This is a genomic window from Aestuariibacter salexigens DSM 15300 (assembly GCF_000429145.1).
Lineage (GTDB): Bacteria > Pseudomonadota > Gammaproteobacteria > Enterobacterales > Alteromonadaceae > Aestuariibacter > Aestuariibacter salexigens.
Genome location: NZ_AUBH01000020.1, coordinates 1 through 24,141, shown reverse-complemented (window position 1 = coordinate 24,141; position 24,141 = coordinate 1). Strand labels below are relative to the sequence as shown.

Here is a 24,141-nt window from a genome sequence, read left to right as displayed (position 1 = left end):
GCCACTTGGGTACTGCACCTTTGCGTCGTGGTGCTTTTTAGCAATATCCAGTGCAATAAGCGTTAAATTTCGTTTATGTTGAATTTGGTCAGCCATCGTATTTTCTCCACGTGTTGTTTGGTCACGACAAGTGATAGAAGATGGCTGACGTTTTTGACAAATCTACTTGTTAAAGAGCTTCGCTCAATAGGTATCATGGTTCCGAATTCACAAGTCGCGCATTCCTGGCTTGGGCAGGATGGCGGAATGTAGACCTGCAGTTTATTCGGCCGGGCAAACCAACCGAAAACGCGTTTGTGGAAAGCTTTAACGGCAAATTTAGAGATGAATGTTTGAATCAACACTGGTTCAGAAATCTGGTCGAGGCAAGAGATATCATTGAGCGATGGAGACTGGATTACAACTATGAACGACCACATCGCTCATTGGGACAATTAACACCGATGGAATTTAAAAATCTCCCGCAACCGGTGGCTTAATTCGAGGGGGAAAGGTCACGCGTCGTTTGCGTGGTCACTTTTTTTGTCGCAAGTGAAGTTTTTTTGCGAGCAATAAAAAACCCAGCGTGTGCTGGGTTTTTTAGATTCCGCACTGAATGCGGAATGACTTTTTAAGAAGATTCCGGACAATCGCTTCGCGATTTCCGGAATGACGGCGGATGGCCGTTTTACTCTTCTACTGTCTCTTCGGTATCCACGTCTTCGACGTCTTCTACCACTGGGCGGTCTACCAGTTCAACGTAAGCCATAGGCGCGTTGTCACCTGCACGGAAGCCACATTTCAAAATGCGGATGTAGCCGCCTGGGCGTGCTTCGTAACGCGGGCCAAGCTCGCTGAACAGTTTACCTACCACCTCTTTGTCACCAGTACGGGCAAAAGCCAGACGGCGGTTTGCAACGCTGTCCTGCTTAGCCAGGGTGATCAGAGGCTCAATTACACGACGCAGTTCTTTTGCCTTTGGCAACGTCGTTTTGATGATTTCATGCTTTACCAGTGAACCGGCCATGTTCTTGAACATCGCCTGGCGATGTGAACTATTCCGGTTTAACTGACGACCACTCTTACGATGGCGCATAACATTATCCTTCTACAATAAGGTTAATCGTGATCCGATTAATCTTTCTCAGCGATGCTCTCTGGCGGCCAGTTTTCCAGGCGCATACCCAAAGACAATCCACGAGAAGCCAGCACGTCTTTAATCTCAGTCAAAGACTTCTTACCCAGGTTAGGTGTTTTCAGCAACTCAACCTCGGTGCGCTGTACCAGATCACCAATGTACTGGATGGCTTCAGCTTTCAGACAGTTAGCAGAACGTACTGTCAGCTCAAGATCATCAACCGGACGAAGTAGAATCGGATCAAACTCCGGCTTCTCTTCTTTCTCAACTGGCTCAGACATGTCACGCAGTTCTACGAACGCGTCAAGCTGTTCTGCCAGGATAGTCGCGGCACGGCGGATCGCTTCTTCAGGATCCAAAGTACCGTTGGTTTCCATGTCGATGATTAACTTGTCAAGGTCAGTACGCTGTTCAACACGTGCTGCCTCAACGTTGTAAGCAATACGCTCTACAGGGCTGTAGGAAGCATCCACTAACAAACGACCAATTGGACGATCATCTTCTTCAGAGGAACGGCGCGCTGAAGCCGGAACATATCCACGACCCATCTCGATCTTGATGCGCATGCTGATTTCGGCATCGCCGGTCAGTGTGCAGATCAGGTGGTCAGGGTTGACGATTTCTACGTCACCATCGTGTTGAATGTCGCCAGCGACTACCGGGCCCGCTCCAGACTTCACCAGTGTAAGGGTTGCTTCAGTTTTGCCATCAAGCTTCACTGCCAGCCCTTTCAGGTTAAGAAGGATCTCAATGACGTCTTCCTGAACACCTTCTTTGGTGCTGTACTCGTGCAGTACGCCGTCAATCTCGACTTCCGTGACTGCGCAACCAGGCATGGATGACAGCAGGATGCGACGCAGCGCGTTACCTAAAGTATGACCAAAACCACGCTCCAGTGGCTCAAGAGTCACTTTGGCACGGGTAGGTGAGACGTTTTCGATTTCTACTAACCTTGGTTTAAGGAATTCAGTCACAGAACCCACAATGTTTCCTCTTTAGTTAGACTTTACTTAGAGTAAAGTTCGACGATCAACTGTTCGTTAATTTCAGCAGACAAGTCTTCTCTTTCCGGAATACGCTTGAACACGCCTTCCATCTTAGTACCGTCTACTTCAATCCAGGTCGGCTTTTCACGCTGATCAGCCAGTTCAAGAGCCGCAACGATACGAGCTTGCTTCTTGGCTTTCTCACGTACAGAAACCACGTCTTCAGCAGTCACATTGTATGAAGGAATGTTGACTACCTGGCCGTTAACCATGATCGCCTTGTGGCTTACCAGCTGGCGCGCTTCAGCACGAGTGCTGGCGAAACCCATACGGTAAACAACGTTGTCCAGACGCTGCTCAAGAAGTTGCAACAGGTTTTCACCAGTATTGCCCTTCAGACGCGCAGCTTCTTTGTAGTAGTTACGGAACTGCTTTTCCAGTACGCCGTACATACGACGAACTTTTTGTTTTTCACGCAATTGAACACCGTAGTCAGACAAACGACCGCGACGCGCGCCATGCTGGCCCGGGGCAGTGTCGATCTTACACTTTGAATCAATTGCACGTACGCCACTTTTCAGGAACAGGTCTGTTCCTTCGCGACGACTAAGTTTGAGTTTTGGACCCAAATATCTTGCCATGATCTTTCTCCAACTGTCCGTCGATTAAACGCGACGTTTTTTCGGTGGACGACAACCGTTGTGAGGAATGGGCGTCACATCGGTAATGTTTGTGATCTTGTATCCTGTGGCATTCAGGGCACGGATCGCAGACTCACGGCCTGGACCTGGACCTTTAACGAATACTTCAAGGTTCTTCAGACCGTATTCCTGTGCTGCAGTACCTGCGCGCTCTGCCGCTACCTGAGCAGCAAAAGGCGTAGACTTACGTGAGCCACGGAAACCTGAACCACCAGAAGTGGCCCATGCCAGAGCGTTACCCTGACGGTCTGTGATAGTCACAATCGTGTTGTTGAAAGAGGCATGGATATGAGCCATACCGTCAGCAACTTGGCGTTTAGCGCGCTTACGCGTGCGAGTAGGTGCTTTTGCCATAACTTATCCCCCGCTTACTTCTTAATAGGCTTACGAGGACCTTTACGGGTACGCGCATTAGTTTTAGTGCGCTGACCACGTAGAGGCAAGCTACGACGGTGGCGAATACCACGGAAGCAACCCAGGTCCATCAAACGTTTGATGCTCATTGATACTTCACGGCGAAGATCACCTTCAACCATAAACTTCGCAACTTCGTCACGAATCTTATCAATGGTAGTTTCGTCAAGATCTTTGATCTTGGTAGTTTCTGCAACACCAGCTCCGGCACAAATCGCTTTTGCGCGAGTTGCTCCGATACCGTAGATCGACTGAATCGCGATCACGGCATGCTTGTGCTCAGGGATGTTAATGCCAGCGATACGGGCCATTAACAGCACTCCTCTAAATTGTAGTCGTCAGCCTAAAAAGCCCGCTAGGATACTTACCCGACGACAAAATTGCAATTAAAGGCTTACCGCCAGCCAACAATTGTTGGCTGGGAGTCAAACCACTGTGTTGATTAGCCTTGCCTTTGCTTATGCTTTGGCTCACTGCAGATAACACGCACAACGCCGTTGCGCTTGATTACCTTGCAGTTACGGCACATCTTTTTAACGGATGCACGAACTTTCATTACATCACTCCGTAGTGTGCGAACTTAAGGTTCGGCCTTAGCGGCCGACGCCTTTCAGATTCGCTTTTTTCAGAACAGACTCATACTGATGAGACATCAGATGGGTCTGCACCTGTGCCATAAAGTCCATGATAACGACCACAATAATCAGCAGCGAGGTGCCGCCGAAATAGAACTGCACGTTCCAGGCAATCAACATAAACTCAGGCACTAAACAAACAAAGGTAATATACAGTGCGCCAGCCAGTGTCAGACGAGTCATCACCTTGTCGATATACTTCGAGGTTTGCTCGCCTGGGCGAATTCCCGGTACAAATGCACCAGACTTTTTCAGGTTATCTGCCGTCTCACGCGGGTTAAATACCAGCGCAGTGTAGAAGAAACAGAAAAAGATGATCGCTGCTGCGTAGAGCATTACATACAGAGGCTGACCTGGTGACAACATCAATGACACATCCTGTAACCAGGACATGGATTCATTCTGACCGAACCAACTGGCGATAGTGCCAGGGAACAGGATGATGCTTGATGCAAAGATTGGCGGAATAACGCCTGCCATGTTGACTTTTAACGGCAGGTGCGTGCTTTGTGCCGCGTATACTTTACGACCCTGTTGACGCTTCGCGTAGTTAACAACGATACGACGCTGCCCACGCTCAACGAACACTACAAGGTAGGTCACCGCAATCACGATCACACCAATCAGCAACAGGAACAGTAAGTTCAAGTCACCCTGTCTGGCTTGCTCAGCGGTCTGCCCTATCGCTGTTGGGAGACCGGCGACAATGCCAGCGAAGATCAGAATAGAGATACCGTTACCGATACCACGCTCTGTAATTTGCTCACCCAGCCACATCAGGAACATGGTTCCTGTGACCAAGCTCACTACCGCAGTAAAATAGAATCCGAACCCAGGATTGATCACCAAGCCGTTAATCAGGTTGGGCAGACCGGTCGCGATCCCAATAGATTGGAATGTCGCCAGCACCAGCGTGAAATAACGCGTGTACTGGCTGATCTTACGACGACCTGCTTCGCCTTCTTTTTTAAGCTCCATGAACGGAGGATGTACCACCGTCAGAAGCTGCATGATGATCGATGCCGTAATGTACGGCATGATCCCGAGGGCTAACACCGATGCACGTTCCAGTGCACCACCGGAGAACATGTTAAACATCTCCACGATGGTACCTTTCTGCTGCTCGAACAAGTCGGCCAGCACAGCCGCATCGATACCAGGGATCGGCACGTATGAGCCAAGTCTAAATACAATGATCGCACCAAGTACGAACAACAACCTTGATTTTAGCTCGCTCAAGCCACCTTTGGCGCCTGAATCCAATCCTGGTTTAGCCATCTAGCTTATTCCTCTATTTTTCCGCCGGCAGCTTCGATCGCCTCACGGGCGCCCTTAGTTACCTTCAATCCGCTTACCGTCACAGCGCGTGAGATTTCTCCGCTCTTCATGACTTTAACAAACAGCTTGTCTTTCTTCACCAGACCTGCTGCTTGCAAAGTTTCCAGAGAAACCACATCACCTTCTACCTTAGCGATTTCAGTCAACGTCACTTGGTCGCTAACAAACGACTTACGTGAAGTGAAACCGTACTTAGGCAGACGGCGCTGGATTGGCATCTGACCGCCTTCGAAGCCTGGCTTGACGCTACCGCCTGAACGGCTTTTCTGACCTTTATGGCCACGTCCACCAGTCTTACCCAGACCAGAACCAATACCACGACCGACGCGCTTGCCGGATGTTTTTGACCCTTCTGCAGGGCTCAGCGTATTCAATCGCATCTGTTAGTCCTCCACAATCTCAACCATGTAATTTACACGGTTGATCATGCCACGTACCGCTGGCGTATCTTCCAGCTCACGTACGTGACCGATTTTGCGCAGACCCAAGCCAACCAGAGTAGCTTTGTGCTTGGGCAAACGTCCGATTGAGCTTTTGGTTTGTTTAACTTTCAATGTCTTAGCCATCGTCAATTACCCCAAAATCTCTTCGACTGACAAACCACGCTTGGCAGCAACTTGCTCTGGAGAATTCATCTCAGTCAGGGCATTGATTGTTGCGCGTACCACGTTGATTGGGTTTGTGGAGCCATAACACTTAGACAGTACGTTCTGAACGCCAGCGACTTCCAAAACTGCACGCATTGCACCACCGGCAATGATACCGGTACCTTCTGATGCTGGCTGCATGTAGACTTTAGAGCCTGAGTGACGTCCTTTAATTGGATGCTGCAGTGTGGCGCCATTCAGATCAACGGTCACTAAGTTGCGACGCGCTTTCTCCATAGCTTTCTGGATAGCCGCAGGCACTTCGCGTGCTTTACCGTATCCAAAACCCACACGGCCGTTTCCGTCACCGACAACAGTCAGTGCAGTGAAACTGAAAATACGACCACCTTTAACCACTTTCGATACGCGGTTAACAGCGATCAACTTTTCCAGCATGTCACCTTGTTGTTGAGCTTCAACTTTAGCCATTTTTTAAACTCCTAGAACTGCAGGCCAGCTTCACGGGCTGCGTCAGCCAGAGCTTTTACGCGACCGTGATACTTGAAACCGCTACGATCGAAGGCCACTTCTTTAATGCCCTTCTCGATAGCACGTTCCGCGATTGCTTTGCCGACTGCTGCCGCCGCTCCTGCGTTACCGGTGTAATCCACCGCTTTGCGCAGATCTGCTTCAACAGTAGAAGCTGACGCCAGTACCTCAGAACCGTTTGGTGCGATTAACTGAGCGTAAATGTGGCGAGGTGTGCGGTTGACAACCAGGCGATGCGCGGCCAGTTCACGGATCTTTTTGCGAGCGCGAGTCGCGCGACGCAAACGAGCTGCTTTCTTATCCATCGTATCACCCACCTACTTTTTCTTAGCTTCTTTGCGGCGAACATTTTCATCTGCGTAACGCACACCTTTACCTTTGTAAGGCTCTGGTGGACGGTATCCGCGGATGTTCGCTGCAACCTGTCCTACCACCTGCTTATCGGCGCCCTTGACGACGATTTCAGTTTGGCTAGGAGTTTCGACAGTAATGCCCTGAGGCATTTCGTATACAACAGGATGAGAGAAACCTAACGTCAGGTTCAGTTTGCTACCCTGCGCTTGCGCACGATAACCAACACCTAACAGCTGCAGCTTCTTCTCAAAACCTTCAGATACACCGACAACCATCGCGTTCAGAAGTGCGCGTGCAGTTCCTGCCTGCGCCCAACCGTCTGCAAAGCCTTCGCGAGGCAGCGCTTTCAGCTGGTTTTCTTCCTGAACCACTTCAACTGCGTCGTTGAATACGCGGCTCAATGTACCGTTTTTACCTTTCAGTGTAACTTCCTGACCAGCGATAGAGACTTCTACACCAGACACGACGTCCACAGGCGCTTTTGCTACTCGTGACATCTGTAATCCCCCGTTACGCTACATAACCGATGATCTCACCGCCCATGCCTGCTTTACGCGCAGCACGGTCAGTCATCACACCTTTTGAGGTTGACACGATAGCGATACCCATACCACCCATCACTTTTGGCAGCTCATCTTTTTTCTTATAGATGCGCAGACCAGGACGGCTGACACGTTCAATAGTATCGATTACTTTTTTGCCTTCGAAGTACTTAAGCGTTACTTCCATTACAGGCTTAACGTCACCAGAGACTGCGAAGTCCTGAATATAACCTTCGTCCTTCAGTACCTGAGCAATTGACTTGCGCAGTTTAGAAGAAGGCATAGATACAGAAACTTTCTGAGCCATCTGGCCGTTACGGATGCGGGTAAACATATCCGCGATAGGATCTTGCATGCTCATCTTAAGCTACTCCTTACCAGCTGGCTTTTTTCAGGCCAGGGACTTCACCACGCATCGCTGCTTCACGCAGCTTAATGCGGCTCAGACCGAACTTGCGCAGGTAACCATGTGGGCGACCAGTTACACGGCAGCGGTTCTGCTGACGTGAACGGCTCGAGTCACGTGGAAGTTGTTGCAGCTTAAGAACAGCGTCCCAACGTTCTTCTTCAGAAGCGTTGACATCGCTGATAATCGCTTTAAGTGCAGCGCGTTTTTCTGCGTACTTAGCTACAAGCTTAGAACGCTTAACTTCGCGTGCCTTCATTGATTCTTTTGCCATAACCCTACACCTTATTTTCTAAACGGGAAGTTGAACGCTGTTAACAGCGCGCGAGCTTCCTCGTCTGTGTTAGCGCTGGTAGTGATAGTGATATCCATACCGCGTACCTTGTCGACTTTATCAAAGTCGATTTCAGGGAAAATGATTTGCTCACGAACGCCCATGCTGTAGTTTCCACGGCCATCGAACGATTTAGGGTTCAGACCACGGAAGTCACGGATACGTGGGATAGCAATTGAGACCAAACGCTCAAAGAACTCCCACATGCGCTCGCCGCGCAGGGTTACTTTACAGCCAATCGGATAACCTTCACGGATTTTGAAACCCGCTACTGATTTACGCGCAACAGTGACAACTGGCTTCTGGCCTGCAATAGCAGCCATATCGGCTGTCGCATTTTCCAGAACTTTCTTGTCTGCTACGGCTTCACCTAAACCCATGTTTAAGGTGATTTTCTCAATCCGAGGGACTTGCATGACGCTCTTGTAACCGAACTGCTTCGCAAGATCAGCCACTACCGTTTCTTTATAGAAATCATGCAGTTTCGCCATCGTACTCTCCAATTAATTAAACCAGTTCACCGTTGGATTTGAAGACACGAACTTTTTTGTCGTTCTCCATACGGAAACCAACGCGATCTGCTTTACCCGTTGCCGGGTTTACAATCGCTACATTAGATACGTGAATAGATGCTTCTTTTTCGATGATGCCGCCAGCCTGACCGATTTGCGGATTAGGCTTTTGATGCTTCTTCACCAAATTCACACCTTCTACGACCACACGCTCATCAGCAGTCAGAACTTTAAGGACTTTACCTTGCTTGCCCTTGTCCTTACCTGCCAGAACGATGACCTCATCATCACGACGAATTTTTCTAGCCATTATCGTGACTCCTTATAGTACCTCTGGGGCCAATGAAATGATCTTCATGAAGTTATCTCCACGAAGCTCACGAGTGACCGGGCCAAAGATACGCGTACCAATAGGTTGCTTGTTGTTGTTCAACAACACAGCTGCGTTGCTATCAAAGCGGATAGTAGAACCATCTGCACGACGCACGCCTTTTCTAGTACGCACCACCACTGCATTCAGAACGTCACCTTTTTTAACCTTACCGCGAGGAATTGCTTCCTTAACAGTAACTTTGATGATGTCACCGATGTGTGCATAACGGCGATGCGAGCCACCAAGAACCTTAATACACTGAACCCTGCGAGCGCCGCTGTTGTCGGCAACATCCAGGTTAGTTTGCATTTGGATCATGTTAGTGCTCCGCTGTTAAAAATAAGACTCTCTCGAGTCGTTTATGGCACTAAAAACAGCGCTATTGCTGCTTTTATATACATACCCCCATAAAAAGGGCGCGAAATGATAACAGAATCGAAAGCGATGTGATAGCCGAATTTTGAATAAATTTACAGCAGGAGCTGTGTGATGGTCAGTGTAGAAAGCTGGTCTATATTTTAACGTGTATATGTTTCATGAATCTATTACGACATAAAGGTTAACTTTGAAAAAAGCCACATTGATGAAAAAGAATGGTGCGCAAATAGTAACGCTACCAAAAGAAGCACAGTTTCCTGATTCTGTCAGCGAGGTTAGTGTTACTGTAATGGGTCACGACCGAGTGTTATCTCCCGCAGAAAACACATAGGATAGCTTTTTTCTTTCTGATAGACACGCAACAAATGACTTTACTATCGAGGACAGGTGCGGAGCTTCACAAATTCTTAAGTAGAGTTTTATATCTTTCCATTTATTTTGTGACTCTCTAGAAGTTCCTTATAGATTAAGTCTGGTTCATGAATTCTGATCCTGGCGGCCGCTAAATCTTCATTATCTTCTCGCATAAGAAGCCTGACTGTTTCGTCTACTAGCTCAGATACGTCCGTATCTGAGGAAGCAGCACGGCGTTTCAGTACATTATTAATGTGCGGCTCAAAATAGACCGTTGACCTTTTTGATAGTCTTCTCATAGCTGCAAAATCATATATCGTGCCTGACTCTCACCCTCGGATCTTCGCTTACAAAATCAGGCCTTGCCTTTGATGGACAATCACCCCTACCGCCGGTGGGTTGATTCACGCCCTCTATACGGAACCAATAGCTTTTTTCCTGTCCCTCGGCAGGTGCGGACCATCCGGACGGATCAATCATCCACTGATATTTGGAAAAATCTTCTACGTACTTACGTTTCCCGTTCTCTACAAAAGGCGAACGGTCTGTCGGAGGGCACTGCGCTGAGCCGCGAGTTCGACAGGCGGTCAGTGGCCACACTTCCTGCGTCGGTGCTTTCCAACGATCGAAGTTATCCAAAGTATGTGCGTCGTAATCTCGCTTTGACGTGAAAAACACCACTCGAAAACAGTGCGGAACGGCTGACGTATTTGCGTCAAACACCAAATAGTCCGACTTGTTCTGACGTTTTGACATGGAAAGCGGGTACTCAACATTGCTTCTTTGCCATCCACCGTTCGGGCCTCTCATACATACCCGAGCCCCGCAAGGCGAACTTGATGCATTCCGAAACATTTTGAACTCAGACTTCTTGGCATTGCCTCGTTGAGGTGGATTCGCATTGACAGAGGGAATAGCAACGAAAATTCCTAGTAGCGCGACTATAAACTTATATTTCATTCGTGTTCCTTTTTAAGTGATTGAAAGAAAGGCATACCTTGCCACTGACGAATAAAGTCTGGTGTATTAACCACCAACCGTCGTGGATAACCATATTCAACAGCACGACTTAATTCCGTCTCTGCCTCTTGTATCTTATCTTGAGACAGTAAATTGATAGCCCGATAGTAAAAGTAGTAGGGCTTTAATGATTCATCGCTCTCCAATTCTTTTTCTACCGCTGCAAAAAAACCATCGGCTTTTGAAAAGTCGCCTAATTGAGAGGTGAAATGCGCAACATCCAGATATAACCAAGGATCACGATCAGGTGTTATCGACTTACTGTCTTGTAAAGCAATATTAAGCGCAGTTCTATAACCTGAATCCTCATCCGCGCATTGTTGTGGTACTTCACGACATGTATCTGCGTAATTGCCCCATAACAAATAATCATTTGGCGTCAGCTTTAGTGCATCCCGATAGCTTCTTAACGCCTCGGTGAAACGTCCTAAATAATAATATACCGTCCCCTGATTAGTGAGAGAGAACGCCGACGGCTTGATGGCATTGAGCTTTTCGTACGTAATGACTGCTTGCTCAAAGTTACCTAAAATAAAATCCACAGTTGCCTGATTTGTGAGTAGTGAGGGCTTGTCAGGATAGAATTGTACTAACATGGCATACAAGTCTGCAGCCACCTCATACTCGTGAACCTCATGGTAATATTTGGCAATTGAGTAGGTCACTTCCCAACTGAATATCGGACTTATTGCCTGCCACTCTTCAAGATAGTTTAGTGCCTGTCGAGCCTTGTTTTGACTTGCAGATTCAAACAATAACTTAGCATGGCTTATGGCGGTATCAGGCAAGGCTGTATCGATGCGTTCCAAGTACATCCTTGCGGCGTCCAGCTCTCCGCTTTCTCTGAGATAACTGCTGAACATCAGTTCACTAAAAGTAGTTTGATCTTGATGTTCGAGAAGCGAATTGCAGCGTTCATCCATTTCCTGCTGATTTGCTTGCCTGTTCTCAAAGGCGTTCCTAAATCGGATAATGGCACTGTAACACTTCAACACGGGTAGACTTTTGTGCTGCGGTACTACCTTCTGGATTTTTGCAAACAGGCTCTCAGCCCTTGCCAAGTCGTCCTTATTAAATTCGTTTTGCAAAATCACTAAGGCTTCATTTGCGAATACTGCCGCATCAAGTGTTTTTTTGTCTAGAAAGCGAGACTGTTGACTCCCCGCGACTAAGAGGTGCGAAGCCAGCGCAGAATAAGACGTAGCGACTACGCTTTCCAATTTCATCAGCGGTACTATTTCCTGATGAAGAACAGATCGGCTTCCGTTTAGAGCAAAGGTTATATCTGTGTCATAGCTGTTTTCACCAGTTTGCGTAAGTTGTAAAGTCAGTTGCGCATCCTCAGACTTTTCCGAATTCGTTTTTATATCTACCGTGAGAAGTGGAGCGAAGCGATACCTAAACAATTTCTCTAGCTGTTGTTTCTGCTCTAATGAAACGTCACCGATGATAGCAATATTCAGCGTATCGATAGGCTCATCGCCACTACCGGACTTCCACAAATAAACAATAAAAGCGAAGACAAGAACCACCGCGACGCCAAGTTTGAGAAATCCAATTAACCTCTCTTTAAAAAGTAATTTTTCGGGGTCGTTTTTGTGTAAGGACGAGAGCGGTACGGTCAGCTTAAATAACGGAACAGGCTCAGGCACTCCTTTTAATTCAAAGCTGCCTTTTTCCTCGAACGCGAATTCAGGATGAGCAGTAAGCGAATGTCGCACTTCCTCGGATACAAAAATACAGCCATGCTCGGCTTTCGACTCAATGCGCGAGGCAATGTTTACGCCGCTTCCCCACACATCATTATCTTTGAGAATGATATCTGCGAGGTGGATGCCAACCCTGATCTGTACCGGAAACTTATCATCAACGGCTTGAGTCACTCTGACGGCACATAGGGCTGCAGCAAATGCACTATCAAATGTACTGAGCGTACCGTCACCAATTTGTTTAATAAATTTACCTTTGTAAGCTTTTACGATGGCTGCGATAAGTCGGTTGATGGCGCTGATCATATCGACCATGCGCTTCTCATCATCTGCAGTTTGCTGTGTATACCCGACCACATCAGTAAACATGACTGCTTGTAACTTTCTGGAGCCGTTATTCATTGCCGGGCAAATTCTTCTGCACACGAACGGAGTGGATACTTAACGACTAGGCCGAGATTCGTGATTTTTCAACAAGATAGCGATGAAAAGCATAAAGAAAACGCAAAAAGGTAAATAAATTTACCGAGCTATAAATATTCTCTTACATTTACCACGCGGTTGTTATCGCAGGTAGCGCACTGCCGTGCCATACTTACAGCTCGCGTGATAGTAGAGCAACCAACATGCAGCGGCGGCAATTTCTAAAAAGTGGAGCAGGCTTAGCGGCGCTTGGCGTGGCTACCTGGTGGTGGCTTGCGCCCGCGAGTGGACTGCAGTCGCTCAGCGCACTCAATAAAAAGCTTACGCGCATTAACAATACAACATTGAAGCCAGAAGGCAGTTGGTCACTTGCCACCACGTTCAGCCATCTTGCCCAGAGTATCGAATACTCAATGATCGGCTACCCTGAAAATAAACCACCGCTGTTTCAGTCCACATTAGGCAAAGCCGCTTTTGCTGTATTTAAGCAACACGGCGCTATGCATCATGATGTTGAAGAGGCAATACCTGGCGCACCAGCTTTGAATAATGACGTGGATATCGTGCTAGCGAAGGCAAGATTACAACAGGCTATCTATCGTTTTATCGCTCATGAAGAGACGTTTCAGCCCCATTTTGTCTTCGGAGAGCTGGAAAAACAGGACTACGCGATTGCGCACGTCCTGCATATTCAGGACCATATTCCGGCGCTGGTTTGATTCAACAGACTTTATCTACCGCCATAGTCTGCACTAGTATATAAATCACACCCTCGAATAAGTAGTGCACAGCTTGGACTTCAACGTTTCGGCCGATTTAATTTGGTTACTGGTCTGTACTTGCCTGGTCATGTTTATGCAGGCTGGGTTTACCTGTCTCGAGTCAGGTTTCATCCGCGCTAAAAATAGTATCAATGTGGTGGTAAAAAATATTGCCGATTGGTGTATCAGCGTTTCTGTTTTCTCGGGTGTTGGCTTCGGTTTAATGTTTCTTTCCGGTAACGGGTTTGTAGGCATACCAGGATTTGACGAGCAGCTACTTCCAGCAAACTGGCCAGTGAAAGTCTTATTTCAGGCAATGTTTTGCGCCACCGCTGTTACATTAATATCGGGAGCTGTGGCGGAACGCATGTCTTTCAATGGTTATGTATTTATTGCCATTATTTCGTCTCTAGCGATTTACCCTGTAACCGGTCATTGGATTTGGGGTGGGACGTTAATTTCAATTGATACTCAAGGCTGGCTATATCAACTCGGATTTCATGATTTTGCCGGCGCAACAGTCGTTCACTCTGTCGGCGGATGGATTGCACTTGCTGCGATCATCGTTATTGGACCTCGCCTTGGCCGTTTTGGTCAGGATGGAGCTCCCGTTGAACCAACCTCTTTACCCTTGTCTGCATTGGGATTTTTTCTGCTTTGGATAGGCTGGCTTGGCTTTAACGGTGGCAGTGCAATGCGGCTCGATGCTGATACCCCTTTGTTTTTGCTGAATACCATGTTTGGCGGCATTGGAGGGATCACAGCTGCAGTGGTCGTTGTCTACATTAAACTCAGAAAGACAAATGTCAGATATATGATCAACGGAGGCTTATGTGGTCTCGTATCGGTAACAGCAATGGTCGATCTCATTTCTCCGGTTCAGGCTTGCGCCGCAGGTATGATTGGCGGTGTCATTTATGTTGCTAGCTCCACATTTCTACAGCGTCTAGAAATTGATGATGCGTTAGACGTAGTACCCGTGCACTTGGCAGGCGGCATATTCAGTACATTTGCGGCCGGTATTATGCTTCCTGCGCAGAATCTCACAGAACTCTTTAATAACCTGGGAATTCAGATTATCGGTATTATTGCCGTTGGGGTTTATGCCTTCAGTCTGTCTTTTGCTGCATTATTCGTCGCCCAAAAAGTCATGAAACTGCGTGTTTCAGCGGCTGCAGAGGTTGTCGGACTTAATATCTGGGAGCACGGAGCAACCACGTCACAACTTGATATGATCAGACAGATGGCCCTGCAGGTTGACTCGGGCGATTTCACTCGCAGTATCATTGTCGAAAGGCACAGCGACGCCTCACACATTGCCGCATTCTATAACGCGGTACTGGAGAGATTTAACACTTCTCAAAGCGAAAAGGATACACTGCTGAAAAAGGCGCAATGGTTATCTGATCATGACCCTTTGACAAGCTTGTTCAATCGTCGCGCCCTCAGCCGAGAGCTGAGTAATGAACAGATGCGAGTTGTCAGATATAACAGACCATCTTCCGTGGCGATTATTGATATTGACCTGTTTAAGACCATAAACGATACGCATGGCCATGATGTAGGTGATGAAGCCATTCGTCACATTGCGGCTTTGTTAAAGGAAAACCTGCGTGAACATGACATTACAGGGCGTCTGGGTGGAGAAGAGTTCTGTGTATTACTGCCAGAAACAGCAGTTCACTCTGCGCAAACTGCGATGGAAAAACTGCGCAGCATCATCGAAACATCCCCGCTGACGTTTGGCGGTATCACTGTATCTATGACGGTGAGTATTGGGATTGCCGAGTTACATCCTAAAACAGATGCCGACTCAGCGCTAAAAGCGGCCGACATTGCCTTGTATGAAGCAAAACAGGCCGGTCGAAACAGATTGCATATTGGACGTTAGGTTAGATGATGACAGCTTGACCAGCTCATCACAGCGTTCTACTGTGAGTCTGCGCAATTTTATTAGCAAAGACATCATCAAGCACGGTATTTCTCCAGCATGTCTTCCACCATAGCTGCACGACTCTCGGATAAATGTTGGTACATCGACATTACAGTATTCTCGAATTGTGGCGCGGTGTTATCAGGGTCATATAAAAGCTGACCATGCATGACGATTTCATGCTGCAAAATCGTTGAACAGGTTTTTAAGTCGACTAAGTCTACGTCCTTATCAAGCATAGACGCGAGCTTTTGCGCAATGTCCCAACGGCTAAGATTGTCAAGCGGTGCATCGGTCAGTATGGCGATATCAATGTCACTATCCTTAGTAGACTGACCTGTTGCTTGTGAACCAAAAACATAGATGAGCCGCACAGTAGAGAATTCGTGCTGTAAAGTCTCAATTATGTCTTCTATTGGCAAGTTGCTCATGACATTCCACGCTGCCTGACAATCTCATACAGACACACACCGGTCGCGACTGATACATTAAGACTTGAGACACTGCCCATCATCGGCAGTTTGACCAGCTCATCGCAGCTTTCTCGCGTGAGTCTGCGCATGCCTTTGCCCTCAGCCCCCATCACCAGTGCCATGGGGCCCTGAAGTTTGCAGTCATACAAGCTCTGTGTGGCTTCGCCTGCCGTGCCAATCACCCACACGCCCTGCTGCTGAATAGCTTTAAGAGTGCGTGCCAGGTTGGTCACCTTAATGAGCGGTACGGTTTCCGCCGCGCCAACGGCAACCTTTCTAACCGTAGCGGTCAGTCCCGCCGATTTATCTTTCGGTACTATGACCGCATGCACGCCGGCTGCGTCGGCGGTACGTAAGCAGGCGCCGAGATTATGCGGGTCGGTGACGCCGTCCAGTACCAGTAAAAACGGCTGATTATGTTCTTCGATGATGACATCAAGGTCAGCTTCACTAAAGGCTTTTCCAGGCTTGGCGCGCGCAACAATACCCTGATGTTGCTCGCCATTGACCTTGTCATCCAGCACCCGACGTTGGCAAAACTGCACCGATACACCAAAGCGCCTGGCCTGATTAACAATATTTATCAGCCTCTCGTCGTCACGCCCTTTCAGTACGAATAATTCAATCAGCCTTTCAGGTTCGCGCTTAACGACTGCCTCGAGGGCATGGAGCCCGTATAGCCATTCTTGCTGTGCCATTAACGTTTTTTCCTGCCTTTTTGCTTACGCGTTTTACTGCGCTCGCTGCTTTTTGCCTTTTTGTTGGTCTTGTCGACTTTATCACGACGTTGCTGTTTACCCTGCGCGGCCTGCTTCTTGCGCTCTTTGGGTGGTAAATCAAGCACCAGATCAATCTGTCTTTCATCCAGATTCACTGCCGCAACCTTGACCTTGAGCTGGTCGCCGAGTCGATAGGTGCTGCCAAAGCTTTCACCCACCAGCTGCTGCTTAACCTCATCAAAGTGATAGTAATCATTTTGCAGCGAAGAGATATGCACCAGACCGTCGATATGAAAGTCGTTGATACGTACAAACAGGCCAAAATTGGTTACCGACGCCACCACCGCTTCAAACACATCGCCGACATGATCGAGCATGAACTCGCATTTTAGCCAGTCAGCGACGTCACGGGTCGCATCGTCGGCGCGCCGTTCGGTCATTGAACACTGCTCGCCTAGCTGTTCAGTTTCCTCAACCGTGTAGGCCTTACCGCCCGATTTACTCTTTTTACCCGCCAGCTTGTCCAGAATAGCTTTGATAGCGCGGTGAACGATGAGGTCCGGATAACGTCTTATTGGCGAGGTGAAATGCGCATAGGCGGGCAATGCCAGACCAAAGTGACCAATATTTTCACGATCGTAGACGGCCTGCTTCATCGAGCGCAGCAGCATGGTCTGGATCAGCTCCTGGTCCGCACGACCTGCGACTTTTTTCATCACTTCGGTAAATACAGATGGCTGTACATCTTTGTTTTTGCCGATATGGTGCGACACGCCGACTTCACTCAAGTAGCTTAAAAAGCTGGTCAGGCGATCGCTGTCCGGCTCGTCGTGCACACGATAAAGCCCTTCTGCCTGATGTTTCTCCAGTATTTTTGCGGTCGCTACATTGGCCAGGATCATGCACTCTTCAATCAGCTTGTGGGCGTCATTGCGATGCAGTGGCACAATGTGTTCGATTTTACGCTGCGCATTGAAAATAAACTTCACTTCTGACGTTTCAAACTCAATCGCACCGCGCTTCTGGCGCGCTTTTTTCAGCGCCCGATACAAATCATGCAGGTCGCGAAGATGCGGTACAAAGTTAGCATAGCGCTGATGTAGTTCCGGATCGCCCTGCAGAATGTCCCACACCTTGGTGTAGGTCAGACGAGCTTTGGAATTCATCACCGCTTCATAAAACTTATAGTCTTTGAGTTCGCCCGATGAAGACACCTGCATCTCGCACACCATACACAGCCTGTCCACCTGCGGGTTAAGCGAGCACAGCCCATTGGAGAGTACCTCTGGCAGCATTGGTACCACCTGCTCCGGGAAATATACGGAATTGCCACGTTCAATGGCTTCGTTGTCCAGCGCCGTACCGGGACGCACATAGTAAGACACATCCGCGATGGCAACCCACAACCGCCAGCCGCCGTCCTCTTCAGGCTCACAGTACACAGCGTCGTCAAAGTCCCGCGCATCCTCGCCATCGATAGTCACCAATGGCATATCGCGTAAGTCAATTCGGCCTTTTTTGGCCTCTTCAGGCACCTCTTCAGTCAGGTTTTTAATCTGCTTATCGACAGCTTTGGGCCACTGATGCGGAATATCGAAGGTGCGTAGCGCCATCTCGATTTCCATACCCGGCGCCATATGTTCACCGAGGATTTCGGTGATCTTGCCTACCGCACTGACGCGCTTTTGTGGCCGTTGGGTGATCTCTACAACCACTACATGGCCTTGCCTTGCGCCGTTGATATGCTCAGGAGGAATAATGATTTCCTGGCAGATCCGCGAATCGTCAGGGATAACAATGCCCAATCCGTTTTCGAAAAAGAAACGACCCACTATGGGCTCGCTACGTGACTCAATCACCCTGACGATTCGGGCTTCCCGTTTTCCTTTATAGGAAGACTGGCTTGGGGTGGCCAGTACTACATCATCATGCAGTAACGTGTGCATCTGCTGGACCGGAATAAACAGATCGGGCTGGCCATCTTCACGCTTCAGAAAGCCAAAGCCATCACGGTGTCCGATAACACGGCCTCGGATCATCGATAACTTTTCGGCCAGACAATATTTTTTCTGACGGTTGAACAGGATTTGTCCCTCGCGCTCCATAGCACGCAGGCGCCTCTGTACGCCAATACGCGACATTTCGTCTTGAGCATCGACTAGGGCACATATTTCGATAAAAGAGAGAGGATGTTTCTTTGATTCCAATACCTGCAAAAGATACTCTCTGCTGGCTACCGGATTGTCATATTTTTGTTTTTCGCGTTCGTAATACGGGTCGTCTGTCATTCATTCACTTGTGACAATAAAATTCAGTCATCAGTATAACAGGCTTTATTGAATTGACTTGGTATTTCAACTATCCAGTGGACGGCGTGCAGCGCGCACGGCTTTGGGGTGCATCAGCTCTTCCAATCCATCCAGACACTGGGCAATTTTCGCATGCTGCTGTTTATCGTTAGTTATAGCGTTATATAGCCAATGGTAGGCGTCTTCATAATCGTAGGGACTGCCATAACCATCCAGAAACAGCTCTGCCAAGTGGATCTGGGCTTTGAGATTGCCCAGCGCGGCAGCTTCTCTTAAGTAAATTACACCGCGTTTTTTATCTTCCTGCACAAGTGTGCCGTTGGCATAGTAGCGACCGAGTTGTTCAAGTGCCGGTGCCAGACCCTGATCAGCGGCATCTTTCATTTTCGCAATACCCCGCACCGGGTCTGCCTCAACACAGACGCCCCAGGCCAGCATATCGCCCCACAAAAACTGATAAGCTGGGACGTTTAGCACGTCTGCGCGAGCCTCAATATCCTGCACCAGCTGACAGTCATCAAGCACAACCCGTGACAAGTGCTCATTGCGCTCTATCAGGCGCAACAGTTCGTCCTGACTATATAGCTGCACGGCACGTACTTCCTGAGCCTGAACCGGCAAACAGTGAACCAATGCAGCTAACAATGCGCCAATCAATAATGTGACTTTTTTCATCTTAGTACAGGGGATAGTTTCTTTACTCTTCACTTTATCGGCCGCTGGGCAACGACCTTAAGTATCTAGGTTACGCTGGCGCTCTGACTCGCCAGCGCTGACTCCAGTCGCGAAGCATGCTCGACCAAATCATGACCTAAATCAGTAAGATAGCCGCCATCAGGCTGAGTAATGATGCCCTTATCAAACAGTCTTTCAGCCGCTTTAATCACGTCGCTATCTGCATCATGGTGAATTTTTATTCCCTGCATCATGCTGGACTGCGGGAATTTCAGGATAAGGTTGAGCTCATCCCACATTGCTTTGGTAAATGACATAGTTCACCTCTTATTGTTGTTTTTTATATAGCCCGTCAAACACAGTTTGCCAATTTTCTTTATCAACCGCTGTCGCCTGCCAGTGCTGCCTTACACTGCCATCTTCATTGGGTGTCCAGGTTATGCGATGTATGACGGGCTGCCCGGATGGACTCACGCCCTCGCCACTCATCACCATGGCGCCATCTTGCAGGCCGCCATTAAGCAGCAATAGTGTGCCAGCATTATCCATCCAGGTTTGATGCCATTGTCCGGTGGCTGCGTTGTAGGTATTAAGACTTTGGCCACTAAAACCCGCCGGTGTGGTGTAATGCTCTGTCAGCACACAACCGTTATGAGCAAGCTCGATGCGGTTGTACCCAGCTAGCTTATTATTGGCGTAAACCTGCCAATTGCCCAGCCAGAAAACAAACTGGCGATGTTGCTCGGTTGAACAAGGAGAGGACTGCTGAGCGAACGCAATCGACGGCATAAAAAGTACAGCGAGAAGGATTAGATGGAATTGCACTGATCAGAAACCGCCGTTGTCTGGTATAATCTGCAAATTAAGCGTAACCCCCTTCGATATGAAATACAAAGACTTAAGGGATTTCATTCACCAGCTTGAAGCAGTCGGTGAATTGAAACGCATTACCCATTGCGTAGACACTGAACTGGAAATGACTGAGATTGCCGACCGTACCTTGCGGGCAGGCGGCCCTGCATTGCTGTTTGAAAACCCCAAAAATCATGACATGCCGGTGCTAGCTAACCTTTTTGGTACACCTAAGCGGGTTGCCATGGGCATGGGTCAGGATTCGGTTGAAGCCTTGCGAGAGGTAGGCAAGCTACTGGCTTTTCTGAAAGAGCCAGAGCCACCAAAAGGCTTAAAGGATTTGATGAGTAAGCTGCCGGTTTTCAAACAGGTCCTGAATATGCCTGCTAAAGAAGTGCGCAAGGCACCCTGTCAGGAAGTGATCCTAAGTGGTGATGACGTAGATTTAACGAAAATTCCCGTTCAGCGTTGCTGGCCGGGCGATGCGGCGCCATTGATAACCTGGGGACTAACCATCACCCGCGGCCCTCATAAAAAAAGACAGAATCTTGGTATTTACCGTCAGCAGGTGCTGGGCAAGAACAAGGTGATCATGCGCTGGTTGTCTCACCGCGGCGGCGCACTGGATTTTAAAGAATGGTGTCAGACGCATCCGGGTGAACCCTATCCAGTATCAGTCGCCTTGGGAGCCGACCCGGCAACTATTCTCGGTGCCGTCACACCGGTACCTGATACGCTGTCAGAATATGCCTTCGCCGGATTGCTGCGAGGCGACAAAACCGAAGTGGTGAAATCGGTGAGCAACGATTTGCAGGTGCCGGCCAGCGCTGAGATTGTGTTGGAAGGATATATCGCGCAGGACGAAGTAGCCCCTGAAGGTCCGTATGGCGATCACACTGGGTATTACAACGAGGTCGATGAATTTCCGGTCTTTACGGTCACCCACATTACACACCGCAAAGATCCTATCTATCACTCGACCTACACTGGCAGACCGCCGGATGAGCCCGCTATTCTTGGCGTGGCGCTGAATGAAGTGTTCGTGCCAATTTTGCAAAAGCAGTTTCCGGAAATTGTTGATTTTTATCTACCGCCGGAAGGCTGTTCATACCGCATGGCCATTGTGACCATGAAGAAGCAGTATCCCGGTCACGCTAAGCGCGTGATGATGGGCGTGTGGTCTTTTTTACGGCAGTTTATGTATACCAAGTTCGTCGTCGTATGTGATGACGACGTGAATGCACGAGACTGGCAGGATGTTATCTGGGCCATTACAACCCGAATGGATCCGGCCCGCGATACCGTGATGGTCGAAAATACACCGATTGATTATCTCGATTTTGCCTCGCCGGTCTCCGGGCTAGGCTCTAAGATGGGTCTGGATGCAACCAACAAGATGCCCGGCGAAACTGATCGTGAATGGGGCGAACCCATTGTGATGGACCCAGAAGTGAAAGCCAGAGTGGACGCTATCTGGGACGAACTAGGCATTTTGCCCACAACCAACAGCAGTAGTTAATTTATGCAGCAAATTTTATGTAAGGTCGACGCCATCACGCCACTTACTGACACAGTACATAAAGTGCAGTTAGTGCCGCTGGCAGAGGTAACCTACAGACCTGGTCAATACCTTATGGTTGTGATGGGTGAAGGCGACAAGCGCCCGTTTTCTATTGCCTCCGTGCCAGCGCAGAGCAATATGCTGGAATTGCACATCGGTGCAGAACCCGGCAACACATACGCTGGTGAGGTGCTTGATGCCATGCGTGAGCGCGGTGAGGTTGTCATCGAAGGCGGCGCGGGCGATGCTTATCTAAGAGAAGAGGATATCAAGCCAACGGTGTTAGTGGCTGGCGGCACGGGCTTTTCTTACACGTGGTCAATACTGCAGGCACGTTTGGCCAACCCTAGCAAGGAGCCGGTATTTTTATATTGGGGCGTGCGTAAACGCGATGACATGTATGCGTTTGAAGTGTTACAGCGCATGCAAAATGAATACGCTCACTTTACGTTTATGCCTGTCGTCGAGTTTCCAGAGGCCGACTGGCAAGGTAAAACAGGCTGGGTACATAAAGCGGTAATGGAAGATTTTATTAGCCTGGAGCCTTATCAAGTCTATATCGCAGGACGCTTTGAAATGGCTGGCGTCGCCCGGGAAGACTTTCATACCAAAGGTTTGATGCTGGAGAACCTGTACGGCGACGCCTACGCGTTTATTTGATGGAGATGCCCGCCCAAGAGCGCCGCGGGCATGACAGGGAGAATGGCGCGGGCACTATGGGGTAGCGGCAGGATGGGGTAGTGGCAGGCGGCAGTCACAACAGCTCATCATATAAGTCCCGCCACTGCGGATTGATTGAATTAATCAGTCTTTCTTTCCACGCCCGACGCCATTTTTTAATACATTTCTCTCTGCAGATAGCACTGTACATATCATTCCACAACTCATAATAAACCAGCTCGTGGCAATGATAACGTTGGGAAAAACCTTCTGCCTGCTCAGTTTTATGTTGGTATATCCGCTGAATCAGGTTGCTTGTCACTCCAACATAAAGCACGGAGTGAGTGTGATTTTTCAGTAAGTAGACAGCGGGCTGTTTCAAAGTAATTGTCTCTAAAAAGACACATGTTCTCTGATTGGTTGATGGTTATCTGCTGATCGTTGGGAGAGTTTTAGATGCCCGCCCAAGAGCGCCGCGGGCATGACAGTGGGAGAAGCGAGGGCATGACGGAAGACAAAACGTCACTGCCGCCACCCTACCTTGTCACTGCCGTATATGGACTCCTCCTGCATTGCAACACGTTTGGTGCGAGTAAATGGGTTAGATGCGTGCGTATATTCGGACTCTTAATGGGTAGCGAACCCTGTCCATCGATGTATTCGCCCCTTCATGCCTCTTCGCGCAGACAGTATTAAATACTGCGGCAATGATCAGGCTCTTGAAGGTCGGTCTTACCTATTTACTGTTGCATTTAACGTATTGCAATTGCTCGGTTAATTTAGGTTTTATCGTGCTGGTTTAGGCTGCGCGATACTCAGTATTGTGATGCAGTATTGCCCACGCGATTCTGACAGTCTTGTTGGCCAATGCGACAGCAGCACGGCGCAGTCCTCTTCGCTCTATTAAGGCTTTGAGCCAGATTTCTGTTTTTGTTTTCGGCTCCTTATGAATAAGGACTTTGACCTTGGCCAGGGCTCCCTGAATCAGATTCGACCTGAGTTTTTTATTGGCGATGTATTTACTGATACCCAGCATGACAGTTTTTCCACCTGTACTGTGTTGCTTGGGCGTTAAGCCAATGCACGCTGCTGCCTCCCGCCCGTTCTTGAATGAGGCGCCTGTGTCACCTAATGCCAGATACAGTCCCAGAGCATTGACATCGCCAACACCGTCCAGCGCTTTCAGCATTGAACACTTGGGGTGTGCATTGATAGATTGCTGCTGACGTTTACTTGAGGTCTGTATTAACTCATCCAGCTCGAGCCAGAACTGATACAGCCGGTGTATCTCACCTCTTAACACATCCGGTAAGCCATTCTCAGCATCTTCCAGGATATCCGGTATGGCTTTTACCAGGGAGCGTTTGCCTTTCGCTACGGTGATACCAAACTCATACAGGATACTTTTTAATAGATTGTTCGTGGCGATTTGCTCATCTACATAGTGCTCCCTGATACGCTCACTG

General features: G+C 48.7%; 31 protein-coding genes and 1 pseudogene. 5 read left to right on the top strand and 27 right to left on the bottom strand.

Annotated elements, in window-relative coordinates; genetic code table 11:
* Positions 1-194: 194 nt before the first annotated feature.
* A pseudogene (locus G441_RS19730) lies at positions 195-479 on the top strand (integrase core domain-containing protein); the annotation flags it as partial.
* 188 nt (positions 480-667) lie between these two features.
* Here the strand turns inward: G441_RS19730 and rplQ are convergent.
* From rplQ to G441_RS0116240, 19 genes are all read right to left on the bottom strand, one after another.
* Complete coding sequence (gene rplQ, locus G441_RS0116330; RefSeq protein WP_026377333.1) at positions 668-1,075, bottom strand: 50S ribosomal protein L17; 408 nt, start codon at positions 1,073-1,075, stop codon at positions 668-670.
* A 38-nt stretch (positions 1,076-1,113) separates the two neighbouring features.
* On the bottom strand, positions 1,114-2,103 hold the full coding sequence (locus tag G441_RS0116325; protein ID WP_026377332.1) for a DNA-directed RNA polymerase subunit alpha: 990 nt from the start codon (positions 2,101-2,103) through the stop codon (positions 1,114-1,116).
* Between the two features lie 20 nt (positions 2,104-2,123).
* On the bottom strand, positions 2,124-2,744 hold the full coding sequence (gene rpsD, locus G441_RS0116320) for a 30S ribosomal protein S4 (RefSeq protein ID WP_026377331.1): 621 nt from the start codon (positions 2,742-2,744) through the stop codon (positions 2,124-2,126).
* 24 nt (positions 2,745-2,768) lie between these two features.
* The gene (rpsK, locus tag G441_RS0116315) at positions 2,769-3,158 is read right to left on the bottom strand and encodes a 30S ribosomal protein S11 (protein ID WP_026377330.1); all 390 of its coding nucleotides are present in this window, start codon (positions 3,156-3,158) and stop codon (positions 2,769-2,771) included.
* Positions 3,159-3,172: 14 nt separating this feature from the next.
* Positions 3,173-3,529, bottom strand: a complete 357-nt coding sequence (gene rpsM / locus G441_RS0116310; RefSeq protein ID WP_026377329.1) for a 30S ribosomal protein S13 — start codon at positions 3,527-3,529, stop codon at positions 3,173-3,175.
* A gap of 131 nt (positions 3,530-3,660) precedes the next feature.
* Positions 3,661-3,774 (bottom strand): 50S ribosomal protein L36, encoded by a 114-nt coding sequence (gene rpmJ, locus G441_RS19605; protein ID WP_013343810.1) that lies wholly within the window; start codon positions 3,772-3,774, stop codon positions 3,661-3,663.
* 37 nt (positions 3,775-3,811) lie between these two features.
* Complete coding sequence (secY, locus tag G441_RS0116305; protein ID WP_026377328.1) at positions 3,812-5,131, bottom strand: preprotein translocase subunit SecY; 1,320 nt, start codon at positions 5,129-5,131, stop codon at positions 3,812-3,814.
* Between the two features lie 5 nt (positions 5,132-5,136).
* Entirely contained in the window at positions 5,137-5,571 is a 435-nt protein-coding gene (rplO, locus tag G441_RS0116300) for a 50S ribosomal protein L15 (protein ID WP_026377327.1), read from the bottom strand.
* A 3-nt stretch (positions 5,572-5,574) separates the two neighbouring features.
* Positions 5,575-5,757 carry a 50S ribosomal protein L30 gene (rpmD, locus tag G441_RS0116295; RefSeq protein WP_026377326.1) on the bottom strand — a complete coding sequence of 61 codons (183 nt, stop codon included), beginning with the start codon at positions 5,755-5,757 and terminating at the stop codon, positions 5,575-5,577.
* 6 nt (positions 5,758-5,763) lie between these two features.
* Positions 5,764-6,267 (bottom strand): 30S ribosomal protein S5, encoded by a 504-nt coding sequence (gene rpsE, locus G441_RS0116290; RefSeq protein ID WP_026377325.1) that lies wholly within the window; start codon positions 6,265-6,267, stop codon positions 5,764-5,766.
* Between the two features lie 11 nt (positions 6,268-6,278).
* Positions 6,279-6,632, bottom strand: coding sequence for a 50S ribosomal protein L18 (rplR, locus tag G441_RS0116285; RefSeq protein WP_026377324.1), 354 nt, complete (start codon positions 6,630-6,632; stop codon positions 6,279-6,281).
* A gap of 12 nt (positions 6,633-6,644) precedes the next feature.
* Positions 6,645-7,178: a 50S ribosomal protein L6 gene (rplF, locus tag G441_RS0116280; RefSeq protein WP_026377323.1), complete on the bottom strand. Its 534-nt coding sequence runs from the start codon at positions 7,176-7,178 to the stop codon at positions 6,645-6,647.
* A 13-nt stretch (positions 7,179-7,191) separates the two neighbouring features.
* Complete coding sequence (gene rpsH / locus G441_RS0116275; protein ID WP_026377322.1) at positions 7,192-7,584, bottom strand: 30S ribosomal protein S8; 393 nt, start codon at positions 7,582-7,584, stop codon at positions 7,192-7,194.
* Between the two features lie 13 nt (positions 7,585-7,597).
* Positions 7,598-7,903 (bottom strand): 30S ribosomal protein S14, encoded by a 306-nt coding sequence (gene rpsN, locus G441_RS0116270; RefSeq protein ID WP_026377321.1) that lies wholly within the window; start codon positions 7,901-7,903, stop codon positions 7,598-7,600.
* An 11-nt stretch (positions 7,904-7,914) separates the two neighbouring features.
* On the bottom strand, positions 7,915-8,454 hold the full coding sequence (gene rplE / locus G441_RS0116265) for a 50S ribosomal protein L5 (protein WP_026377320.1): 540 nt from the start codon (positions 8,452-8,454) through the stop codon (positions 7,915-7,917).
* Positions 8,455-8,470: 16 nt separating this feature from the next.
* On the bottom strand, positions 8,471-8,785 hold the full coding sequence (gene rplX / locus G441_RS0116260; RefSeq protein WP_026377319.1) for a 50S ribosomal protein L24: 315 nt from the start codon (positions 8,783-8,785) through the stop codon (positions 8,471-8,473).
* A gap of 12 nt (positions 8,786-8,797) precedes the next feature.
* Positions 8,798-9,166 carry a 50S ribosomal protein L14 gene (gene rplN, locus G441_RS0116255; RefSeq protein ID WP_026377318.1) on the bottom strand — a complete coding sequence of 123 codons (369 nt, stop codon included), beginning with the start codon at positions 9,164-9,166 and terminating at the stop codon, positions 8,798-8,800.
* A 723-nt stretch (positions 9,167-9,889) separates the two neighbouring features.
* On the bottom strand, positions 9,890-10,540 hold the full coding sequence (locus G441_RS0116245) for a hypothetical protein (RefSeq protein WP_026377316.1): 651 nt from the start codon (positions 10,538-10,540) through the stop codon (positions 9,890-9,892).
* Positions 10,537-12,711, bottom strand: a complete 2,175-nt coding sequence (locus G441_RS0116240; RefSeq protein WP_026377315.1) for an adenylate/guanylate cyclase domain-containing protein — start codon at positions 12,709-12,711, stop codon at positions 10,537-10,539. The genes G441_RS0116245 and G441_RS0116240 overlap by 4 nt, the downstream gene beginning before the upstream one ends.
* A 134-nt stretch (positions 12,712-12,845) precedes the next feature.
* Here G441_RS0116240 and G441_RS0116235 point away from each other — a divergent pair, with 134 nt between their 5' ends.
* Positions 12,846-13,451, top strand: coding sequence for a DUF1569 domain-containing protein (locus G441_RS0116235; protein WP_420806159.1), 606 nt, complete (start codon positions 12,846-12,848; stop codon positions 13,449-13,451).
* Positions 13,452-13,524: 73 nt separating this feature from the next.
* The gene (locus tag G441_RS0116230) at positions 13,525-15,384 is read left to right on the top strand and encodes an ammonium transporter (RefSeq protein ID WP_034475445.1); all 1,860 of its coding nucleotides are present in this window, start codon (positions 13,525-13,527) and stop codon (positions 15,382-15,384) included.
* A gap of 77 nt (positions 15,385-15,461) precedes the next feature.
* Here G441_RS0116230 and mntA read toward each other — a convergent pair whose 3' ends face one another.
* From mntA to G441_RS0116200, 6 genes are all read right to left on the bottom strand, one after another.
* On the bottom strand, positions 15,462-15,857 hold the full coding sequence (mntA, locus tag G441_RS0116225) for a type VII toxin-antitoxin system MntA family adenylyltransferase antitoxin (protein WP_051275670.1): 396 nt from the start codon (positions 15,855-15,857) through the stop codon (positions 15,462-15,464).
* On the bottom strand, positions 15,854-16,597 hold the full coding sequence (gene rlmB / locus G441_RS0116220; protein WP_026377311.1) for a 23S rRNA (guanosine(2251)-2'-O)-methyltransferase RlmB: 744 nt from the start codon (positions 16,595-16,597) through the stop codon (positions 15,854-15,856). Before rlmB ends, mntA begins: the two co-directional genes overlap by 4 nt.
* Entirely contained in the window at positions 16,597-18,906 is a 2,310-nt protein-coding gene (rnr, locus tag G441_RS18950; protein ID WP_034475442.1) for a ribonuclease R, read from the bottom strand. Before rnr ends, rlmB begins: the two co-directional genes overlap by 1 nt.
* Positions 18,907-18,972: 66 nt before the next feature.
* Complete coding sequence (locus tag G441_RS0116210) at positions 18,973-19,602, bottom strand: tetratricopeptide repeat protein (protein WP_026377310.1); 630 nt, start codon at positions 19,600-19,602, stop codon at positions 18,973-18,975.
* 65 nt (positions 19,603-19,667) lie between these two features.
* Entirely contained in the window at positions 19,668-19,919 is a 252-nt protein-coding gene (locus G441_RS0116205; RefSeq protein WP_026377309.1) for a TIGR02647 family protein, read from the bottom strand.
* A 10-nt stretch (positions 19,920-19,929) separates the two neighbouring features.
* Positions 19,930-20,391 carry a hypothetical protein gene (locus G441_RS0116200; RefSeq protein ID WP_034475438.1) on the bottom strand — a complete coding sequence of 154 codons (462 nt, stop codon included), beginning with the start codon at positions 20,389-20,391 and terminating at the stop codon, positions 19,930-19,932.
* Positions 20,392-20,485: 94 nt separating this feature from the next.
* Between G441_RS0116200 and ubiD the strand changes: the two genes are divergently transcribed.
* Positions 20,486-21,973: a 4-hydroxy-3-polyprenylbenzoate decarboxylase gene (ubiD, locus tag G441_RS0116195; protein WP_026377307.1), complete on the top strand. Its 1,488-nt coding sequence runs from the start codon at positions 20,486-20,488 to the stop codon at positions 21,971-21,973.
* Positions 21,974-21,976: 3 nt separating this feature from the next.
* Entirely contained in the window at positions 21,977-22,675 is a 699-nt protein-coding gene (gene fre, locus G441_RS0116190) for an NAD(P)H-flavin reductase (RefSeq protein ID WP_026377306.1), read from the top strand.
* Between the two features lie 94 nt (positions 22,676-22,769).
* Here fre and G441_RS0116185 read toward each other — a convergent pair whose 3' ends face one another.
* Both G441_RS0116185 and G441_RS0116180 read right to left on the bottom strand, forming a co-directional pair.
* A complete protein-coding gene (locus G441_RS0116185) occupies positions 22,770-23,057 on the bottom strand; it encodes a GIY-YIG nuclease family protein (protein WP_026377305.1) in 288 nt (95 codons plus the stop codon).
* A gap of 417 nt (positions 23,058-23,474) precedes the next feature.
* Positions 23,475-24,141 (bottom strand): IS110 family RNA-guided transposase (locus G441_RS0116180; RefSeq protein ID WP_026377094.1); only part of this gene is annotated, 667 nt, incomplete at its 5' end.

Bases quoted from the DNA above. Each gene is read 5' to 3' on its own strand.
- G441_RS0116205 (WP_026377309.1), bottom strand. From the start codon at position 19,919: ATGTCATTTACCAAAGCAATGTGGGATGAGCTCAACCTTATCCTGAAA.
- rplN (WP_026377318.1), bottom strand. From the start codon at position 9,166: ATGATCCAAATGCAAACTAACCTGGATGTTGCCGACAACAGCGGCGCT.
- G441_RS0116200 (WP_034475438.1), bottom strand. From the start codon at position 20,391: ATGCCGTCGATTGCGTTCGCTCAGCAGTCCTCTCCTTGTTCAACCGAG.
- rplR (WP_026377324.1), bottom strand. From the start codon at position 6,632: ATGGATAAGAAAGCAGCTCGTTTGCGTCGCGCGACTCGCGCTCGCAAA.
- rpmJ (WP_013343810.1), bottom strand. From the start codon at position 3,774: ATGAAAGTTCGTGCATCCGTTAAAAAGATGTGCCGTAACTGCAAGGTA.
- G441_RS0116245 (WP_026377316.1), bottom strand. From the start codon at position 10,540: ATGAAATATAAGTTTATAGTCGCGCTACTAGGAATTTTCGTTGCTATT.
- rplE (WP_026377320.1), bottom strand. From the start codon at position 8,454: ATGGCGAAACTGCATGATTTCTATAAAGAAACGGTAGTGGCTGATCTT.
- secY (WP_026377328.1), bottom strand. From the start codon at position 5,131: ATGGCTAAACCAGGATTGGATTCAGGCGCCAAAGGTGGCTTGAGCGAG.
- rnr (WP_034475442.1), bottom strand. From the start codon at position 18,906: ATGACAGACGACCCGTATTACGAACGCGAAAAACAAAAATATGACAAT.
- rplF (WP_026377323.1), bottom strand. From the start codon at position 7,178: ATGTCACGAGTAGCAAAAGCGCCTGTGGACGTCGTGTCTGGTGTAGAA.
- G441_RS0116240 (WP_026377315.1), bottom strand. From the start codon at position 12,711: ATGAATAACGGCTCCAGAAAGTTACAAGCAGTCATGTTTACTGATGTG.
- rpsM (WP_026377329.1), bottom strand. From the start codon at position 3,529: ATGGCCCGTATCGCTGGCATTAACATCCCTGAGCACAAGCATGCCGTG.
- G441_RS0116210 (WP_026377310.1), bottom strand. From the start codon at position 19,602: ATGAAAAAAGTCACATTATTGATTGGCGCATTGTTAGCTGCATTGGTT.
- mntA (WP_051275670.1), bottom strand. From the start codon at position 15,857: ATGAGCAACTTGCCAATAGAAGACATAATTGAGACTTTACAGCACGAA.
- rpsE (WP_026377325.1), bottom strand. From the start codon at position 6,267: ATGGCTAAAGTTGAAGCTCAACAACAAGGTGACATGCTGGAAAAGTTG.
- rpsK (WP_026377330.1), bottom strand. From the start codon at position 3,158: ATGGCAAAAGCACCTACTCGCACGCGTAAGCGCGCTAAACGCCAAGTT.
- rplQ (WP_026377333.1), bottom strand. From the start codon at position 1,075: ATGCGCCATCGTAAGAGTGGTCGTCAGTTAAACCGGAATAGTTCACAT.
- rpsH (WP_026377322.1), bottom strand. From the start codon at position 7,584: ATGAGCATGCAAGATCCTATCGCGGATATGTTTACCCGCATCCGTAAC.
- rplX (WP_026377319.1), bottom strand. From the start codon at position 8,785: ATGGCTAGAAAAATTCGTCGTGATGATGAGGTCATCGTTCTGGCAGGT.
- rpsN (WP_026377321.1), bottom strand. From the start codon at position 7,903: ATGGCAAAAGAATCAATGAAGGCACGCGAAGTTAAGCGTTCTAAGCTT.
- fre (WP_026377306.1), top strand. From the start codon at position 21,977: ATGCAGCAAATTTTATGTAAGGTCGACGCCATCACGCCACTTACTGAC.
- rpmD (WP_026377326.1), bottom strand. From the start codon at position 5,757: ATGGCTAAGACATTGAAAGTTAAACAAACCAAAAGCTCAATCGGACGT.
- rlmB (WP_026377311.1), bottom strand. From the start codon at position 16,597: ATGGCACAGCAAGAATGGCTATACGGGCTCCATGCCCTCGAGGCAGTC.
- rplO (WP_026377327.1), bottom strand. From the start codon at position 5,571: ATGCGATTGAATACGCTGAGCCCTGCAGAAGGGTCAAAAACATCCGGC.
- ubiD (WP_026377307.1), top strand. From the start codon at position 20,486: ATGAAATACAAAGACTTAAGGGATTTCATTCACCAGCTTGAAGCAGTC.
- rpsD (WP_026377331.1), bottom strand. From the start codon at position 2,744: ATGGCAAGATATTTGGGTCCAAAACTCAAACTTAGTCGTCGCGAAGGA.